The sequence below is a fragment of the Colwellia sp. MB3u-45 genome, from assembly GCF_014077005.1.
GTDB lineage: Bacteria > Pseudomonadota > Gammaproteobacteria > Enterobacterales > Alteromonadaceae > Cognaticolwellia.
The window spans coordinates 33480-53811 of record NZ_JACGVC010000033.1 but is presented as its reverse complement, the minus strand read 5'-3'; the positions used below and the strand labels follow the sequence as shown (position 1 = coordinate 53811).

Below are 20332 nucleotides of genomic sequence, written 5' to 3'. Positions count from 1 at the left end.
TGTTAACGGGCAATGTTAAAAGGCAATAGCTAATATTAATGCTGTTTTGATTTTAACCAAACCACTATGCCAACAATAACAAAGAAAAATAGGCTGAAAAATAATATTACCATGACCTGACGTTTTTGTTTACTGGTTAAATCTAAGCGTTCAACTTTTATAACCTTCGCACTTAAAAAAGTCTGATAATCTGTCTCAGCTAACCAGTTGACAATATTTAGCCCCATTTGGGCATTACTGTATTGATTAATATAAACATTGGTTAAGAAATCCGCATCGGTAAAAACAATCATTCGGGTATCAGAACGAGGCGCTTGCACTTTATTCGGGCTAGCAGTTATCTCTTTATGCTCTTCAAGTACCACATAAGAAATGGGCACTGGACCAGGGGTGTCTATGCCTTGATCATATTGAATCGCTAAATTTCGGTTAGTTTCTGCCCAACTTTTTTCTGTTGATGCCGTTGCGGCAATAACCGCTAACTTAATACTTGGGCGACGTTGGGCTAACATCTCAATGGAGCGCGGCCTAACGTAAAAGGTATAATCTAAACCTTGGGTAATGGCTTTATGCTTTTGGTAGTTTTTGGTGGCAGGACTGCCAACATCGTTACCGACATGGTTGGTTAAATCAACCACAATGTCGGATTTAACCTTAAGTCCCCACTGATTAATAATGCTATTTAATGACGGATTTTGCTGTAGCTGTTCTGCGGTTAGTGGCTTATCAGGCGTGGTAACTCTGGTATGTTCAATCAGAAATAAGGCATCACCACCGGCGCTTAAATAATCAATGATTAACTTATCTTCTTGTGTTGTAAGTTCAGTGCGAGCACCGGCAATAACTAGCACATCGCAATCAGCAGGGATCGACTGAGTTATACCTAACATCAGTGGCTTACTGTTAATATTGTTATCAGCCAATAATTTTTTAAAGGTCGATAAACCGACATTGTCGGTGTTTGCCAGTGAATATTCACCGTGGCCAGTGAGAAAGTAAAGCTGTCTTGGCGGGCTACTAGCGCGGGCAATGGCATTAGTGAGTTTTTCTTCTGTCAGTGCGTCATCGCTAAAATCAACATCTTTGCGGCCATTAATTGACTGGACAATAACCTTACGTTCGGCGCCACTGACTACATTGCCAAACTTAGCAGCGAATGAAATATTCTCTATTGGGTCAATTATTTGCGTGCTGATCAGGCCAGCAGAAAGCCTTTCATATTCCTTAAATAAATCTTGTAAATATTTTGGTGGCAAACCGACATAGAACGCGGTTAATTCAACTTTTTCTTTCAGTGTGCTAATAAACTCGATAGTGTTTTTAGTTAAGGTGTGTTGTTGACTTACCGTGACATCCCATCGCGTGGTTATGCTATTGGCCGCATAATGACTGATAGCCAGAAAACCTATACTCGCGATAATCATAGTAAAAATAAGGCAGACTTTTTTCCCTTGTGGGCTAATAAAACGGGGCTTAGCCTTGCCTTGATTAGTATCAGGTGAATTAGTGGCATTGAATGCCGCCTTTATCGCCTTAGCGTCAGTCTGATTAAGCTGACTGTTAAGCTTGAGCAAAACTAAAAATGCTATGCCGCCGCCTAATGTAAGGCCACTAGCAAGGCTTAATGACAGCAAAGAAAATTGCGCATTGATATAAAATAACGCTAAACCTAATATAAATAGCAAGAGCGCTGCGCCAATCAACGTAGGTAATAACTTTTTAAGCAGTAAAGTTTTATTGTTTTTAATCATCATTTATTGCCACAACCTATGGTTGATGCTCAAGCCAGTTAATACCAAACAGAGCACAATGCCGGCTAAGTAATAGACAACATCGCTGGCCGTGATAATACCCATAGCGAAATTTTCAAGATGGCTACGAGTGCTGAGTTGGATCAAAAAGTTTTCTGCAAAGCCGGTGAAATACTTGGTAAAGCTGATTGAAAAATACAGTGAGAATAGGATCAGATACGAGGTCATCGCGGCAATAATTTGATTTCGTGTCCACGACGAAGTCAGTAAACCTATGGCGATGAAAAGTGCGCCTTCTAACCAAATACCCACATAACCCGATAAAATACTGTAAGGGTCGGGATTGCCATAATACTCAACAATAAAATAATAAATGCCAGTGATGCTAATTAACAGTGAGTAAAAAATTAGCATACTAAAGTATTTACCTAACACGATCATACTCGGTGTTAAGGGAGCGGTGAGCAAAAATTCCATGGTGCCGTTAGCTTTTTCTTCGGCAAATAACTTCATGGTTAATAAGGGTATGATAAAAATAAACATAAACTCCATCACTTGAAAGATGTCTCGTAATGACACTTCTCTATTTTGCTCTATCAGCATAAAAAAAAGCACATTAAATAACAACAAACAAGCAATGAGAATAATGTAGGCCACAGGGCTGCTGAAGTAGCTATGTAGCTCTTTTTTGGTCAGTGCGATAATTTTATTCATCAGTAATTACTTACATTTTGGTTTGGTGTTTGTATGGGTGTTTGGATGGTTTTTTTTGATGATAAAGGCGCTGACTCTTGGTGATGGTTAAAAAATATTTGCTCTAAGGTTAATGCTTGAGCTTGGCTATTTTCATCTTTGGCACTGTTTTCATCAGCGGTATTTATATTGCCTTTAACTAGATTATCGCTGTCGATGTTAGCTTGCTGATCGGTGCCTTTTAGCAAGGTTTTTAATGACTGATCAATAATAAGTTGCCCAGATTTAATCATTAAAATACGTTGGGCTATTTTTTCAATTTCAGGCAAGGTATGTGTGCTCAGTAACACGGTTCTTTGTTCTTTTTGGTTGTTAATAAGTGCTAACACTTGTTGAACTTGCATGGGGTCAAGGCCACTGGTGGGCTCATCTAAAATAAGTAATTTAGGCTCATGAATAATCGCTTGAGCAATACCCACTCTTTGTTTATAGCCTTTAGATAAGGTTGAAATAGTTTTGTGTTTAACCTGCTCTAATTGACAGTCTTCTAATACTTTAGCGAGCTGAACGGCTTGTTTTTTCGCGGTAACGCCTTTTATTTCGGCCGCAAACTTTACATACTGCAATACGGTCATATTGGTATACAAAGGCGGATTTTCGGGTAGGTAACCAATTTTTTTCCGGATAGTTAACGAGTGTTTAGTGATGTCGTCGCCATCAATGAAAATTCTGCCAGAAGAGGGGGCAAGAAAAGCGGTTATCATCCGCATTAAGGTCGTTTTACCCGCGCCATTTTTACCTAAAAAGCCAACAATATCGCCTTGGTTAATTTCAAAGCTAACATTATCTACCGCCTGCAGTGCGCCAAAGTTTTTACTGATATGCTCAACTGTTAAAATACTCACTCAATAGCCTTTTATAATTACGCTTAATAAATCTGACTTCAATAATATTTGATCATAAATATTATTGTTAACACAGATTATCTATGACATTGCTCATGTCTGCTAGTTTTTATGCTTAGGTCAATATAAGCGCCAGCCACTAGTTTGAAGCTATTTTCTCACTGCGCGTGTGTTACAAAATTATAGTGAGGTAAAACAGCAAGAATACTCATCGTTAGACTTAGCCACTAGTAAAATAGCATTAATAAAGCGCGGTCAAAAAACGCGATTAACCAATAAAAAAAACTAAAGCAGTGTAGCACGAAAAAACTGTTTTAGTGTTTTATAAACAACACCTTGCTACTATTTACTAAATATAAGTATCAAGATTTTTTTGCATAATTTTGGCGGTACATTTACTTGGCCATATTATTTCTTTTTGAGGTGAAAAATAAGACAAATAGCTAGTTTATCTATAAGCGAGCATTGGTAATACTGGCAAAGTTTTGTTATTAATATATAAAATAAATCAGAGGGAAGTTTCTCTGATTAAATGCTTAGGTGAATTTAATTATGAAAATAGTATATTCCAACGAAAGCCTTTTACTGGTTAGTAATGTTAAAAACCTTATTGAAGCACAAGGAATAAGCACATTTATTAAAAATGAATTTTCTCAGGGCGCTATAGGAGAAATCTCCGCTTTCGACTCTTGGCCTGAAGTTTGGGTTACAGATGATGCCGACTTGGAACGTGCGACAGAAATATTAGACTCATCACAGAGTGACATTGATGGCGAGGACTGGACCTGCACAAACTGCTCAGAGAAAAATGCCCAGTCTTTTGAAATATGTTGGAATTGCGCGTCTGAAAACTCATAACAACACGCCATGAGGTAGAGCACAGCTCTAGATTTCAACTTACAGCAAAGGTTAATAATAGCGAGCCACTTGGTTTAATCGTGGCAAATTATTTTTTAATAAGGTTAAATGACCTGGTCTAATTACCATGAACTAACCAGCATTATTTTAATGAAGCCCATTACGATAAGTGTTGCATTTACCGCTAGTACAGTGAGTCCAACTCGTTTGATAAAGGTCACAAAAAGCAGAGTGCAAAGCATTCGCTTTATATTATTAAGCTATTTTGTACTTTACAGCAGATGAATCTATATAGTGCTATGTGGCAAGCAAATAAACTAAAGGTCGTTGTTTAATGTTTAAAAAAGTGTTGTTGTTATTTATAGTCATAAGTTTAACCAGTTGTAAGAGCATACCTAACCTCAGTTCAATTCGTAGTGCTGAAAGCTTAATTAAACAAATAAATGCTAACGATACGGATTTTATTACCATTGCTCATCAAGCGGTTGAAACTAATCGACTTATTCAGCAAGATGTCAATAATATCAAAGTGCTGCTTAAAGAGTTAAGTAAGCATATAGGTGATGTGTGGGGCGAAGCTAAGCCTCAAATACCGAGCAATAAAAAACTGGTTAAATATACTAACGACTACCAAGCGCGTGCCATTGTTGATTTTGAAAAAGGCAGCATTTTAATCGAAACTTTAGCGGCTCAGTCTCAGGCTAAAACCTTGCACAATTTACAGCGTGCCATTGTGACTACTTTATTAGCAACATCAGATCCTCGAAAAACTGATATATTTTCAAGCGAAGCGCCACAACTCTCCGGCACACCATATTTGTACCAACAGGTGCTTGATCGCGACAATAAGCCTATTCAATACTCATGGCGTGCTAATCGATTTTCTAAGTACTTAACAGAATTTAATTTACAGAAATACAACAAAAATCGAAAACAAATTTATGCTGTTAGCATTAAAATGGTTGAAAAACATCAACACTTACGTGAACAAAAATACAGTAAGCATGTACTTGCGGCGGCTAATCGTTATCAAATATCACCAGAGTTGATCTACGGCATCATTGAAACCGAAAGTAGTTTTAACCCATTTGCTGTAAGTACCGCTAATGCCTATGGTTTGATGCAAGTTGTGCCTAGTACCGCTGGAGCCGATGTTTTTCAACGTATTAAAAAGAAAAAAGGTATGCCAAGCAAGCAGCAACTCTTTGATCCTGCGTTTAATATTGATATTGGCTCAGCCTATTTACACATTCTCAATAACAATTATTTGAAAGATGTTAGCAATGACACCAGTCGTCATTACGCCATTATTTCAGCTTATAATGGCGGCAGCGGCAATGTATTAAAAACCTTTCATGGTAATCGTAAAACCGCGATGAAAGTACTCAATACTAAATCGCCTAAAGTTGTTTATTATCTGCTCACTAAAAAGCACCCAAAGGTAGAATCTCGTCGTTATTTAGAGAAGGTAACTAAAGCTGAAAAAACCTATTTGTAAATAGCGCTGTTGTGCAGCCCTGTTACTCGGTATCTGTGCTGATAACCGTTAAATTTCATTTAACTTGATGGACTGAAGTCCAACCTACATAGTGCCTGTGAGTGACTATATAGCGTTAGGTGTTTTTTTGTAGGTCGGACTTTAGTCCGTCAACCGTTTAGCCAGTGATTACTGTCATGGGCCAAAAAAATTTGCAGCTGTGTATTACTTTTCTCACTCGGTATCTGTGCTGATAACCGTTAAATTTCATTTAACTTGATGGACTCAAGTCCAACCTAAATAGTGCCTGCGAGTGACTATATAGCGTTAAGCGTTTCTTGTAGGTCGGACTTTAGTCCGTCAACTGTAAAGCCAGTGATTAATGTCATGGGCCAAAAAAACTTGCAGCTGTGTATTACTTTTCTCACTCGGTATCTGTGCTGATAACCGTTAAATTTCATTTAACTTGATGGACTGAAGTCCAACCTACATAGTGCCTGCGAGTGACTATGTAGCGTTAGGCGTTTTTGTAGGTCGGACTTTAGTCCGTCAACCGTTTAGCGAGCGATTACTGTCATGGGCCAAAAGAACTTGCAGCTGTGTATTACTTTTGTTGCTCGGTATTTGTGCTGATAACCGTTAAATTTCATTTAACTTGATGGACTGAAGTCCAATCTAAATAGTGCCTGTGAGTGATTATGTAGCGTTAGGCGTTTTTTGTAGGTCGGACTTTAGTCCGTCAACCGTAAAGCCAGTGATTACTGTCATGGGCCAAATATGAATAGCCAACTATTTATCACAGGTTATTATCACTAGTTTAGTAAGACGTATGTGAAAATTATGTATTTTGGCAGGGTTTTTACAGGGAGCCTTTACAGGAACTTTGTTTCTGTGTGGATATCAGTATTAACACAAGCTATGGTTCGTTATAATGCTAGCTCAATAAGTTAGAGTCCCCGCATCCTTTTATTTCAGGTGGGAATCAAGACTAAAAAACACATACGGGCAGGGCATAGAATTGACAATTAACTGGCATGATTTAATCGCAAAAGCATGGAATGATCGAAAAGTTTTACATGAGTCTGATGAATTTGATTGTTGGCGTGTTTTTCATGGTTACGCTGAAGGCGCAAAAAGTGTTGTTATTGAAAAATTCGGTACTATGGCTGTGGTTGAATATAAAGAGGATATTCGTGACGATCTTGATGCGATTAAAGATGCACTGCTACAGCACTTTCCCTTTACACTAATTCTAGCCAAAGGTGACCAATTACTTGGATTACGGTTGAAGGACAGAATGTTTGCGCTACATGGTGATTTTTCCGACGCTCCAGAATTTGTTAAAGAATATGGTGTTTATTACAGTTTACTACCAGATGCTATGCATAACTGCGGTTTGTATCTTGATGCGCGTCCAGTGCGAAAATGGTTAGCTGATCATAGTGAGGGTCGCCGTGTTCTCAACTTATTTTCATTTACTGGTAGTCTAGGTATTGCTGCTTTAAAAGGTGGTGCAAAAGCCGCTATTCATTTGGATAAGTCGAAAGACTTGTTACCCCGTATCGAAAAAAGCTACGAAAAAAATGGCCTTGACCTTGGCACGCGCAGCTTTATACAGGGTGATATCTATAAGCATTTGCCTAAAGCAATAAAGCGTGGCCAGACCTTCGACGGTATTATTTTAGATCCGCCGCCAAAAGTGTATAAGTCACCTCATTCAGAGCATCAACCTAAAGGGCAAGACTTTGCGAGATTGGTCAGTCTATGCTCAAAGCTTTTAAACCCAGGAGGCTGGTTGATTTGCATGTTTCATCGCTTTGATGCAACGTGGGATCAGTCAGATGCCGAAATTATTACCGCATCGACTCATACCTTGAAAATGATTGATCGCTTTACCAGTGAGTGTGACTTTCCTGATGAGAATGTCGATCGAAAGCTCAGAGTGACAGTATTTGAAAAGATTTAAGCTATGTCTCGTTAGCGCATAGACCAAAAAACTGTGGCCAAATAAACGATTTTATTTTTTCACTGTACTGCCAAAATAGATGAGCACGGCCGTCGATAAAATTATGTGTATAACAAGGGAAATCTGTCTAATGGGTTTTCCGCTTATTTTATTATGAATCATCAATGGCTTGGTACTAAGGCGTTTCTCTTGAGTTTGGCAAAAAACTTTAGAATGATGTTTAATAAAATCTTAGTTTTCAATAAATTCATCGGGTCATAAAAACAGGTTATTTTTACATGATAAAAGTGGGTGTAATAGGATACGGATATTCAGCTAAAACATTTCATATTCCCCTGATAGAAACATCAGAATATATGGAGTTAGTCGCGATAAATAGTTCTCAAAAAGAATTAGTAAGGGAGCAACATCCTAATATTGCCATTTTTGATACGGCACAAGCGTTAATAACGAGTGGAAACCTTGAATTAATTGTCATCACAGCGCCAAATAATGTGCATTATTCATTGGCAAAATTGTGCTTAGAACATGGCATTAATGTCGTTATAGAAAAACCTATGGTTACCACCAGTGTAGAAGCGCAGGAGCTAGTAGACTTAGCTAAAAAGCAAGGGTTATTACTGTCTGTTTTTCATAACAGGCGGTGGGATGGCGATTTTTTAACGGTTAAAAAGCTTTTAAAAAACAATCAACTTGGAGATGTTCGATACTTTGAATCTCATTATGATCGTTTTCGGCCTATCGTTAGGCAAAGATGGAGAGAACAAGCAGGAAAGGGCTCTGGAATATGGTTTGATCTAGGCTCGCATTTAGTGGATCAAGCCATCAATATTTTTGGTCTGCCTGAAGCATTAACGGCAAGATGTTTACCATTAAGAGCAAACTCTCAAACCACGGACTATTTTCACGTGCAACTTCATTATGAAAATCTTGAAGTTGTTCTCCATGCAAGTTCATTTTCAGCGGCTCCCAATATGCGCTTTCGTATTGAAGGAACAAAAGGAAGTTTCATTAAATATGGTTTTGACCCGCAAGAAGAGCAACTAAAAAAGGGTATAAGCCCAATAAATTCCTTGTATGGTGTCGAAAATGAGGAAAACTATGGTCGTTTATACTCTGAGTTTTCGAGTACAGCGATAGAAACTGAGCAGGGTTGCTACAAGCAATACTACTTAGAAATTGCTCAAGCTATAAAGTTAGGTGGTTGTAATCCAGTTAATCCAGCTGATGCAGTAGAGGTTTTAAAGATACTTGAATTAGCGGAAATAAGCAGTGAGAGTGGTAAGAAAATGATGATATCTACAGCTAAAAACTATGATCGACTAAAATAGGATAAATAAAATTTGTTTTTTGCGGCTGTGTCGCTTACTTTAGCCAGCTATATTTTCCTGCTGAAATAGCTGTAAGGTTTAAAATGAATATTCTTTGTCCAAATTGTCAAAATGCACTTATTTCAAAAAGTGATGTAAACAAGTTATTACCACTTAAACGGTTTGGACTCTCTGAGGTAAAGTGTAAAAGCTGCGGTAGCCTTTGTGTTTCAACAGGAAAGTCCAAAAGTATCTGGTTTGCTATTTTTTTAGCGACATTAATATTTTTAATGCTTACGGGTAAGCAACTGGTAGAATTTAGCGGCTATGACTCAGACGTTCGTATTGTTGTACTGCTTGTGGTTTATTTCTTCGTAAATTGGCTTTTTTCTTATATCTGGCCAAAAGTTATCTCTATAGAGTTAAAAGCGGGCACTGACTAACACCAATTTTACTAATTTTTTGTTCCATGTAGGCTGGACTTCAGTCCATCAGGTTTTAAAAAAAACAGCGCTCAGTTTGAAGTTTTGAGCTGTCAGATTTAAAGAAAAATAGCTTTCAGTTTATTTTTCTGTTTGGCTTTATCCCACTACGTTTTGTATTCGCGGTAAGCTTGACGGACTAAAGTCCGACCTACAAAAAAATCACTAAACGTTTGTCCCATGTAGGTTGGACTTCAGTCCATCAGGTTAAATGAAATTTAACGGTTATTGGCATAAATGCTGATAAAAAATATGCCGCTGCAGATGTCGGATGACCTATTATGTTAATTGGCCACTAAACGTTTTTTCCATGTAGGTTGGACTTTAGTCCATCAAGTTAAATGAAATTTAACGGTTATTGGCATAAATGCTGATAAAAAAATATGCCGCTGCAGATGTCGGTTGACCTATTATGTTAATTGGCTGCTAAACGTTTTTCGGACTGAAGTCCGACCTACAAAAACCGACAAAAAACCGATAAAAGATCTACAAAAAAATGCTTAAAGGCTAGACTATCATCGGTAAAAGCAATCTTGGTTCAATACTCATTTTTATAACCTTTTGTAATTAGACTTCATAACCTAATAACCGTGTTGTGGAACAGAGCCAAATTACTAATAATCGTTGTTGTTAAAGCAGGTTATTCGCCGATCTGCATATATACCCGTTCCACCTCAAGAAGCAGGCTTTTGCAAGTCGACAAAGGTTTAGCCAGAAGGCACGGATTACTTCAGGCGATCATGCTTTTTGCCTATAGACTAGCCAAAACTGTTCAAAATATCCCCGATATTTTTGTGAAGAGAATAACCATTATCATGGTATCCCGACTTGATCTTATTTCCTCGTTTAACGCTGAAACTACACCTTAAAATGGCCTGAGTATCACAGTGCTCTTAAATAATATCTTTGCTTTAACTTCAAATGAAGCGAAAGGTGTTTAGTTTATCTAATATGCTTTTTATTCAATGATTTTCAATACCTATGAGACAACAACCGCTAGTGTTATCGTGCGTGATGTGGTTAAATTTAACTATAAAAAAACCTGGCTAAAAAGGCGCGCACTTGTTCTATCTTTATCCCGCTAACAAAATGGAAAATTTGTTAGTGCTGCTTGATAAAATTCAGCAACTCTCCCCACTTCCTGTTTTCGCTCAAGACACTGTTATTGTGCAAAATGCCGGTATGCAACATTGGCTGAATATGTCACTGGCCGAGCAGCGAGGCATTAGCATGAATATGCGTTATGCCTTACCATCACAATTTTTGTGGAATTTAATTAGAAATTTAGCCAGCGATGAAGACGTGCCTGAGCAATCGCCTTATTCACGAGAAGTACTTGCTTGGCGCATCGACACTTTATTAGCCTCAAATGAAGTCATTGATGATGTCTCGTTTCAAGTAGCTAGTGATTATTGGCAAGCTAAAGCCAATAACTCAGAAAATGTTAACAAGACGGCTAATAAAAACGCCGCTGGTCAAAGTTACAGTGATGCTGAGCAGTTAAAACGTTATCAGTTGGCTTGTCAGTTAGCTGATTTATATGAGCAATATTTAATATTTCGTCCTGAATGGATCCACGCTTGGCACCAAGGTGAATTTAGCGCTTTTGATCAACAAGCGAGTGAGCATTCAACAATATCAGATGATAATCAACAAGATATTGAAAGTAATGCTATTTGGCAAGGCAAGCTCTGGCATTTATTGGTGCGCGAACAACCTTATAATCCTCGTGAACTGGTCGCACTGGCGATAAAAAACTTAAATAATCTTGACCGATTAACAGCACAAGCGTTACCGCATCGCTTATCATTTTTTGGCATTAATGCCATGGCGCCACTTTGGCTTGAGTTTATTAATGCCTTAAGTGAGAAAATTGATGTGCATTTTTTCCATTTAAACCCTTGTTATGCTTATTGGGGCGATGTGGTGACAGAAAAAAATGCCATTGAAGCTTGGCTCAAAGGCACAGACTTTTCGGCGGAACAAGTCAATGAGGTGAGTGATGAAAGTGTTGATAAGCAAAGTCTTAATGCTGATTTAGCCGATATAAACCAGCCAGTAGGTAATCCTCTATTAGCCAACTTGGGCCAGCAAGGCCGAGAATTTATGGCGCTTTTATACCAGTACAGCACAATCAATATTGAGGTTTTTGAATCAGCCGTTGCAGACTTAAATAGCGCTGAGCAAGCTAACTCTAGTCCTGAAGCCATTTCAAAAATCATGTCACAAGCCAATGTTTTAGCGAGTGTTCAGCAAGACATTTTATCTTTGTCAGATGCTCGTCATCAAGAGCCGCAAAGCCCTGAACAAGCGCCAAAAGTTGATGGCTCAATTTTGATCACCAGTGCTCACAGTGCGTTGCGTGAAGTGCAGGGTTTACACGACTGGTTATTACATCAATTTAATCAAGACAAAAGCTTAACGCCAAAAGACGTATTAGTAATGTGCCCGCAAGTTGAGCAATATGCACCTTATGTTAATGCCGTTTTTACGCGAGGCTGGCAAGATGTTGCTGACGAAGTGCCACCGCTACCTTGTTCGATTGCTGATCGCATTAGTAAAGACGCCGAGCCGTTAGTAGCGGCGTTTGCCCAGTTATTAACCTTGCCCGATAGCCGCTTTCAAGTGTCAAGTTTAATTGCTTTATTACGCTTGCCGGCGATGCAATCTCGTTTTGGTATTAACCTTGACGACATCGAAAAAATTACCCATTGGCTTGAACTTTCTTGTGTGCATTGGGGTTTAGATAAAGCCCATAAACAACAAGTGTTAACGCAAAGCCAAGCGGGTGACGTGAGGGAAGAGCCTCATAAGCAAGAAAATGAACCAGTGGCTTCAGATCTCAACAGCGCCAGTAACAGTTTTACTTGGCAACAAGGTTTAAGCCGTTTAATGCGCGGTTTTGCTTTTGCAGACCATAGTGTGATTTACCAAAATCAGCTGTTATTGCCTACTATCGAAGGCAGCGACAGTGAGCTACTTGGCAAACTCATGTTGATTATTGAGCAGTTACAACTAACCGCTGTTAGCATGTCAAAAGCACGCACAGCCGTGCAATGGCAGCAATTTTTGTTTGATCTATTGCAACAACTTTTTGACGACGAAAGCGATAATGGTTTGAACATTATTCGCACCGCCATTGAGTCGTTAGTGGAATATTGTCAGCATGGCGCTTACGACAGCGCGATTAGTTTGGCGGTTATTCGTGATTTTTTAAATAGTCACTTCAGTCAGCCCGATCCGGGTCGACAGTTTATGATTGGGCAAGTTACCTTTTGTTCTATGCTGCCTATGCGCAGTATTCCCTTTAAAATAATTGCGGTATTAGGCTTGAACGATGGCGAATTTCCGCGCCAGCGCCAACCACTCAGTTTTGATTTAATGACCACCACACCAGCGCAATTAGGTGACAGATCGCGCCGAGGTGACGACCGATATTTATTTTTAGAGGCAATCATTTCTGCCCGCCAAGCTTTGTATTTAAGCTATCAAGGTAAAAATATTAAGAACAATAAAGACCGTCAACCGTCGTTGGTATTAAAAGAGCTGATGGAATATCTTGCTCGCGGTTATGGTTGGCAGTTACTCGGTTTAAATACCGAAGCGGCAAGCAATGCACAGGGCCAAGTTAGACAATTACCTATGCAGGCGTTTAGCGAGAAAAATTACCTAGGTGCATTTGCCAGCTTTGATGCCAACTGGTTACACTTGCGCCAAGCAAAAGCTGAACTTGGCAATGCGGTTACCCATGCATCAGAACATAGTGTTGTAGATATTTCGACAAATGTTTCAGCAAATGTTTCGACAAATAGCACAGAGCATAACCTAGAAGGCAGCGTAGAAAATAACACCATAACAGCCGTTGATGCCAATACAGCCGGCAATCCTGAAAATTTATCAGCTAATGATGTTATTCGCTTTTATCAGCATCCTGGGCGTTATTACGCTCAACGAGCACTTTATTTGTATTTAGACAACAGCAATACATTGATTAATGACGTAGAGCCTTTTGTACCTAACCGACTCGATAGCTACTTGCTAAGACAAGACTTGCTGAGCTATTACCTAGCACCGGCGCAAAGTAAACAAAGCTGTGATGAAATATTACTTAGCGCTAAGCTGTCAGGAAACTTGCCCGACTTACCCAGTACTGATGAGCTAATACAAGGTTGGCAAAAAGACAGCGAAGATTTCAGCCAATTCATTATCACTGAATTAGCACAAAATGAAGGCTTAACCCTTGAGCCCATAGATTGTAGCGTCACGCTGAACTTAGCTGATGCTTTAACCAATAACGTACTTTTTGATGACAGCCTATATTCAAGCAATGAACTAGCCAGCTTAAAAACTGTGTTACCTAAAAGCTTAACCCTTGAGAGTAAATTAACTATTGTTGATAACAAGGCGGTGTTTTATCGCAGCAGTAGTGCGAAAGCGAAAGACTTATTTACCTTGTATTTACACCAACTTATTGTTCAAGTTGCACAAGTTGAGGCTTTACAAAGCAAGTCAGCACCAGCGAAAACGGCATTATATGCCAATGTGGCCGCTACACATGGCTACTATTTTGACACCAAAAGCCAAAAGCCAAGCCAATTCTACTTTAGTGATATTGATGATGCCAAAGGGCAATTATTACGCTTAATCGTAACGTTTTATTTAGGCCAGCAGCAACCACTATTACTTAATGGTGATATTGCAGAAAAAATACGCAAGAGCAAAGTTTTTGAACAAACACAGTTTGAACAGTTTTGGTCTGACAGTAATAGCTTTCAAGCCTTTGGTGATGAAGCCTATGTACAATATTTTTGGCCACAATGTCCTGATTATCAAAAAATATCACCCAGATTACTTGCTTTGTATCAGCCAATGTTCGATGCCCTGCAGTCAGTAAAGGTAGCAGCAAAAGGGCAGGGAGCTAAAAAATGAAAAATTTAAACGCCAATACTATTGAACTGCAAGGCAAACATTTAATTGAAGCCAGTGCCGGTACAGGTAAAACGCATAATATCACCCGAATATTTTTACGCTTATTATTAGAGCGAGAATTACCGATTGAACAGATTTTGGTGATGACTTTCACCAAAGACGCGACAGAAGAAATTCGTGGTCGTATTGATGATTTTATTCGAGAAAGCCTGCACAGCTGGGATACATTAATTGTTCAGGATGCTTACTTTAAAACCTTGAACCAAAACCTGGTCGATAAAAATATTGGTAGTCGTGAAGTAAAAGCGCGCTTAAGCCAGGCCTTATTGTATATCGACGAAGCCGCTATTTTTACCATTCATGGTTTTTGTAAGCGTGTACTGAACCAATATGCTTTTGCCAGCGGTATTAGCTTTAATGCCCAAATGGAAACTAACACCCAAGATATCACCTTAGAAGCTTGCCAAGACTGGTATCGCGTATTGGCATTAGGGGCCGAAAATAACGGCCAAGCCTTTAAGTTGGTCAGCGAATTTTGGCCAGAGCCAGCTACTTTTATTAATCAGTTTTCTAAAGCGTTAGCGACACAAAACGTCTTGAACGTGCAAGACCCAGAAAATATTAGCGTTGAATTTAAAGGCTTAGTTGAGGAAGCCATTGCTAGTTTAGATGCCAATATAACCATGTTAACCACCTCGCTCATTGAGGTTAAAAAGGGCGTAGAACAAGAAAAGCGCCAACAAGAGTTAACGCTATTACTCCATTGGTTAGCAGAGCTGTCGGCTGATGTTGCAGGTAAGCACGGCAAAATGCCTGATGCTTTTATTGATGGTCGACGTTACGGTCGCTCGAAAGTGAAAAGCGAATTAATTGAAATTTTTACCGCGGTCAATAGGGTTAAAAAACAACATCCTGATTTAGCAAAACAGATTAATCGTGCACAAGCTTTGTTGGTGGTGAGAAAAGGTATTTATCATATCCGCGCAGAAATCACCCGAAAAAAACTGCAAGCGAATGTGATGGGCTTTGACGATTTAATTAGCACGTTAAATGATTGTTTGACGCCTAAATCAGGGCAAGCGCCTGATCAGGTGTTGGCCAATAGTATATTTGCTCAATTTCCTGTCGCGCTGGTTGATGAGTTTCAAGATACCGACCCGCAACAGTTCTCGATATTAAAAGCAATTTATTATCATCAGCCAAGTGCTGCACTTTACATGATAGGCGATCCTAAACAAGCCATTTATGGTTTTCGTGGTGGCGATATTTTTGCCTACCTTTCAGCGCGAAACGACTGCGACCATCAGTGGTTAATGGATACCAATTGGCGCTCAAGTGCTGCCATGATCACCGGCTATAATCGTTTCTTTTACGGTAATAAATTATCTGACGATGCAGTTGATGTTTTTGGTTATCAAATTCCTTATTTACCGGTTAAAGCCTCAGCCAAGGCGCACGAAAAAGTGTTTCCAGACCGCGAGTTTAATGCCCTACAGTTTATTCACTTTAATGTTGAAGCGGATGCTAAAAGCAAAGACGGTAAAGAAAAAGCGGTTAAACAAGGCTATCGCACGCAAATGTCGGCTTGGTGTGCCAATGAAATTGTCAGGCTCTTAGCTTGCCCTGAACTTAACATGGCGAGTGGCGATATTGCTTTATTGGTCCGCGACGGTGCCGAAGCGGCTGATATCAAATTTGCCTTAAACCAATGTGGGTTAGCTAGCGTGTTTATGAGTAATCGCGCCAACTTATTGCAAAGTGATGAAACCAAGCATTTACTGCAATTATTAAAAGGTATTTTGTTTTTAGAGAATGACCGTTTATATACCGCCGCATTAGCCAGCCCATTAATGGGCTTTAATCGTGAAAAGTTATTGCAATTACAGCACGACGAACAACAATGGCAAGCATTAAAAATTAGCTTTGAAAAACTGCGTAATGAATGGCAGTTTAAAGGCTTTATCAGTATGGCATTGCAGTTAATGCATCAACATTTTCATATTGAGATTAGTGCTGTAGATAACAGCGCTGATGATAAGCATAATGCGGATAGAATATTAACCAATTTATTGCACTTGTTTGAATTGTTACAAGGGGCAAGTCAACGACATCGTCAACCGCAAGAGCTGTTATTTTGGTTTGAACAACAAAGCCAGATAGACAACCCAGAAGTTGAAGCTGAGCTACGTTTAGAAAGTGACGAAAACCTGATCCGTATTATTACGCAACATGGCTCTAAGGGTATGGAATATCCGGTGGTGTTTGTGCCGTTTGCCACGCGTCATAAAGACCCGCTTAAGTTCGGTAATCGTCAGGTCAGTTTTATCGAATTTCATGATAAAAATGGCGTGCTACAACAGAGCCTAGACGGTAACGACGATGCGAAAACCCGCATGGCGTCAGAAGCTTATGCTGAAGCTATTCGGCTGTTATATGTAGCGGTTACTCGCGCGGAAAAACGCTGTTATATTCTCAGCACGGCTTTCGACCATTATGAAAATTCTCCCTTAGGTAAAACACTAAAATGGTCGGCAGATACTGATATGGCAACCAGCTTGCAGCAATTAGTGCAAGACAATCCTGATGAAATAGCCCTTGCAGTGTTAGACAACTATTTAGCCGGAGAAAGCTTATCACAAGAAACCTTATCAAAAGAAACGCTATCAAATGAAACCTTAGCTAAGCAAATTTCAGTCACGGGCAATACCAATATCAATACCCAAAGCACTAATGATGAAATCAATGCCAAGGTTATCGTTGAAAAACAAGCTCAAGTAGCGCGTTTTGAGGGTAAAATTGAGCGTGATTGGTGGTTAAGTTCATTCTCCGCTTTGAGTAAAAATCTACGTCATAATGGTGTTTCTTCGCCTGATCGAGATAATCAAGAAACCGAACTTGCTGATCAAGGCGATAATACCTACAACGCACTATCAAGTCATATTAACGAGTTACGTTTTACCTTAACCAAAGGTGCACAAACCGGTAACTTACTGCATGATATTTTAGAACAAACCGACTTTTCAGCCCCTGATTGGCAAAAAAGCTGCCATTGGCCACTGGTAAAATATGGCGCTATAGATAGCGTAATAGAAAGTGTGGCAGATAGCACTTTAAATAGTTCAATTGAGAGTTCAGCAGAGAGTGGCGAAAATACGCCGCAAAACCATGGCCAAACACGGTTAATAACATGGTTAGAAGAGGTATTACACACGCCACTTAACGTAAATAACTCTTGGTCTTTAGCTCAGCTTGAGTTGCAAGATACGTTACGAGAAACCGAGTTTTATTACCCCATGCGCTCGGCAAGTAGTAGTTTATTAACAAAACTGCTGACCGAGCATAGAAATAGTAATGCTAGTAGCAAAATAGCTAAAAATCATCGAGTGCATCTGCCTTCTTATCATCAACTTAAAGGTATGATGCATGGTTTTATCGATTTGATTTTTCAGGCCGATGGTAAATATTATGTTTGTGATTATAAGTCTAGCCATTTAGGCGATCACTATAGTGATTATAACGATCTGGCTATGCGTCATAATATCGAGAAAAATCATTACGACTTACAATATCTTATTTATGCTTTGGCATTACACCGTCATCTAAAATATGCCTTGGCTGATTATGATCCCGAGCAGCATTTTGGTGGTATTTATTATTTGTATTTACGTGGTATGAGCAACCAAACTCAGCATCAAGATTGTGGTGTTTATTATCGCCAAATTACCCTCGCAGAATTAGATCAACTTGATGATATTTTTGCTGGAGAAACCACTAATGCCTGAAGTCATGATTAACCATAAAGCAAAAAGTGAAAATATTTATGCATCGTTTCAACATGCGTCAAGTCAACTTGATGGTTTGGTTGCTGTGGATTATTTTTTCGCTAAAGAAATCAGCCAATGTCTGGGTTTTTACCTGACTAATAACTTAGCTGATAAACAGACTGATGACATGCAAAGTGATGAACAACTGTTATCCAATCAACAACAATGGTTTCATTTGTTGATCGCTTTAAGTGCGAGTCTGCGAGACGGTCATAGTTGTTTACCCTTAGCGCAAGTCGCCGGTAAACGACTCTTTAGTGATGGCACAAGTCAAAGTGCTGATGTGAACGAAAACCCCACAGTGGTAACAACAGATACTAAGGGCTTTATATTTGCCGACCTTAAAACCTTTACGGCGCTGATGGAAAAACTTCCTTTAGTAAACTTGGAGCAAAAGATAGAGGCCGAGCAACAACCGATAGTGTTAAGTCATGAACGGCTTTATTTACGGCGCTATTATCAATTTGAGCAAGAGCTAAAGCAGCTAGTGCGAGAGCGACGAAACAGTCGAGAAAGACAAGTTGAATCAGCTGGAAATACCCAGCAAGCAAAATGTGAACTTGATACCATCAAAAGCATTGTCAGTACTTTATTTCCTGACTTAGCCGCACAGAATGAGTTACCCAGTAGCGCGATTGACTGGCAAGGTGTTGCCGTAGCCAATGCGATGAATAAAGACTTTGCCATTATTGCCGGTGGTCCGGGTACAGGCAAAACTTATACCGTGACTAAACTGCTTGCTGCCTTGGTCATGTTAGCTATAGCAGATAGCGAAAACTCAAGTCAAGGTAGCCAAAACTTAACGGATGAAAGCTCAAGCGAAATAAACGTAAATAGGGCAAGTTTTACGGCACCACGAATCGCCTTAGTAGCGCCAACAGGTAAAGCGGCACAACGCTTATCAGAATCAATCACCAATGCGGTTCAAGGTTTTCGTGGTAGTATTGCTGATCAAGTATTAGACCTTATTCCAGAGCAAGCACAAACCCTACATAGATTATTAGGCGTTATTCCTGATCAGGTCAATTTCCGCCATCATCAAGAAAATAAACTCGCGATAGATATTTTACTGATTGATGAAGTCTCTATGGTCGATTTACCTATGATGACGCGAATTTTTCGCGCCTTACCAGCCACCACTAAAGTCATTTTATTGGGTGATGCTGATCAATTACCTTCAGTGGCGGTTGGCAGTGTTTTAGCTGATTTTGCACCGCGTCCACACTTAGGTTACAGCGCTTTAAATCATCAATATTTAGCCCAGGTAACCGGTTATCAAACGCTGACAAAAGATAGCAGCGTATTAGCGGCAGATGAGCAATACAGCGCCGGAGATTGCGTCACCTTTTTAATGAAAAGTCGTCGCTTTGATGGCGAAGGTGGCATAGGTAAAATCGCCAATTATGTTATTAAAGGCCAATATCAAGAAAGTTGGCAGTTATTGCAACCAAGCGAGCCACCGAGTAACGACAAACAACTCACCTTATTATCGGGCACTATTGAAACTTGGCTTACACCCTTGGTTGAGCAGTATTACCTAGGCCTTTGTCAATGCGACAAGGTTGAAGAGGCTTTTGCCTTATTGGCTAAATTTAGAATTTTATCGTCAACGCGTAAGGGCCCACAAGGGGTCGAAAGCCTAAATGCCTTAGTGATTGATATATTGCGTAATAAAGGGGTAATTCCTTTTAATCGCTTTGAATCAAGTAATACCTTATACGCCAGTCAACCGATAATGATCAGTGAAAATGACTATCGCTTAGGTGTATACAATGGCGATATTGGCTTGCTATGGCGTAATAGCCAAGGGCATTTAATGGCCGTATTTGAGAATACACAGGGTGGTTATGACTGGATAATGCCGTCGCGTTTGCCTAAATTTGAAACGGTTTATGCGATGACTATCCATAAAACTCAAGGTAGTGAGTTTGAACATGTCGCTATGGTGCTGCCTGAGCAAAAAGACAATAGATTATTGTCGCGTGAATTATTATATACTGGCATTACTCGAGCTAAGCTGCAGTTAAGTATTGCTAGCAGTCAGAGCGTTTGGCAAAGTGGCGTAAGTCAGCAAGTTAAACGCCATTCTGGCTTGGCAATAAACTAGCTTTTATCACCCTAATTGTTCATCTTTATT

At 39.5% G+C, this 20332-nt stretch carries 11 protein-coding genes; 8 read left to right on the top strand and 3 right to left on the bottom strand.

The annotated features are described in order from the left end of the window. Positions 1–35 precede the first annotated feature (35 nt). Genes H4J41_RS00860 through H4J41_RS00850 form a run of 3 tightly spaced genes read right to left on the bottom strand, consistent with a single transcriptional unit; the run spans position 36 to position 3349 of the window. On the bottom strand, positions 36–1754 hold the full coding sequence (locus H4J41_RS00860; protein WP_259364431.1) for a GldG family protein: 1719 nt from the start codon (positions 1752–1754) through the stop codon (positions 36–38). Beyond that, a complete protein-coding gene (locus H4J41_RS00855; protein WP_182135501.1) occupies positions 1755–2465 on the bottom strand; it encodes an ABC transporter permease in 711 nt (236 codons plus the stop codon). Beyond that, complete coding sequence (locus H4J41_RS00850; protein WP_310649783.1) at positions 2465–3349, bottom strand: ABC transporter ATP-binding protein; 885 nt, start codon at positions 3347–3349, stop codon at positions 2465–2467. The genes H4J41_RS00855 and H4J41_RS00850 overlap by 1 nt, the downstream gene beginning before the upstream one ends. Positions 3350–3901: 552 nt before the next feature. Between H4J41_RS00850 and H4J41_RS00845 the strand changes: the two genes are divergently transcribed. The 8 genes from H4J41_RS00845 (at position 3902) to recD (ending at position 20302) form a co-directional block, all read left to right on the top strand. Then, positions 3902–4207, top strand: coding sequence for a DUF2007 domain-containing protein (locus tag H4J41_RS00845; RefSeq protein ID WP_182135503.1), 306 nt, complete (start codon positions 3902–3904; stop codon positions 4205–4207). Positions 4208–4541: 334 nt separating this feature from the next. Continuing rightward, positions 4542–5705, top strand: coding sequence for a murein transglycosylase domain-containing protein (locus H4J41_RS00840; protein WP_182135512.1), 1164 nt, complete (start codon positions 4542–4544; stop codon positions 5703–5705). 997 nt (positions 5706–6702) lie between these two features. Then, positions 6703–7650 carry a class I SAM-dependent methyltransferase gene (locus H4J41_RS00835; protein ID WP_182135513.1) on the top strand — a complete coding sequence of 316 codons (948 nt, stop codon included), beginning with the start codon at positions 6703–6705 and terminating at the stop codon, positions 7648–7650. A gap of 278 nt (positions 7651–7928) precedes the next feature. Then, a complete protein-coding gene (locus tag H4J41_RS00830) occupies positions 7929–8981 on the top strand; it encodes an oxidoreductase (protein ID WP_182135514.1) in 1053 nt (350 codons plus the stop codon). Positions 8982–9064: 83 nt separating this feature from the next. Further along, entirely contained in the window at positions 9065–9403 is a 339-nt protein-coding gene (locus tag H4J41_RS00825; RefSeq protein WP_182135515.1) for a hypothetical protein, read from the top strand. A gap of 1101 nt (positions 9404–10504) precedes the next feature. Next, positions 10505–14371, top strand: coding sequence for an exodeoxyribonuclease V subunit gamma (locus tag H4J41_RS00820; RefSeq protein WP_182135516.1), 3867 nt, complete (start codon positions 10505–10507; stop codon positions 14369–14371). Further along, entirely contained in the window at positions 14368–18153 is a 3786-nt protein-coding gene (gene recB / locus H4J41_RS00815; protein WP_182135517.1) for an exodeoxyribonuclease V subunit beta, read from the top strand. The genes H4J41_RS00820 and recB overlap by 4 nt, the downstream gene beginning before the upstream one ends. After that, complete coding sequence (recD, locus tag H4J41_RS00810) at positions 18146–20302, top strand: exodeoxyribonuclease V subunit alpha (protein WP_259364432.1); 2157 nt, start codon at positions 18146–18148, stop codon at positions 20300–20302. The genes recB and recD overlap by 8 nt, the downstream gene beginning before the upstream one ends. Positions 20303–20332: the final 30 nt, after the last annotated feature.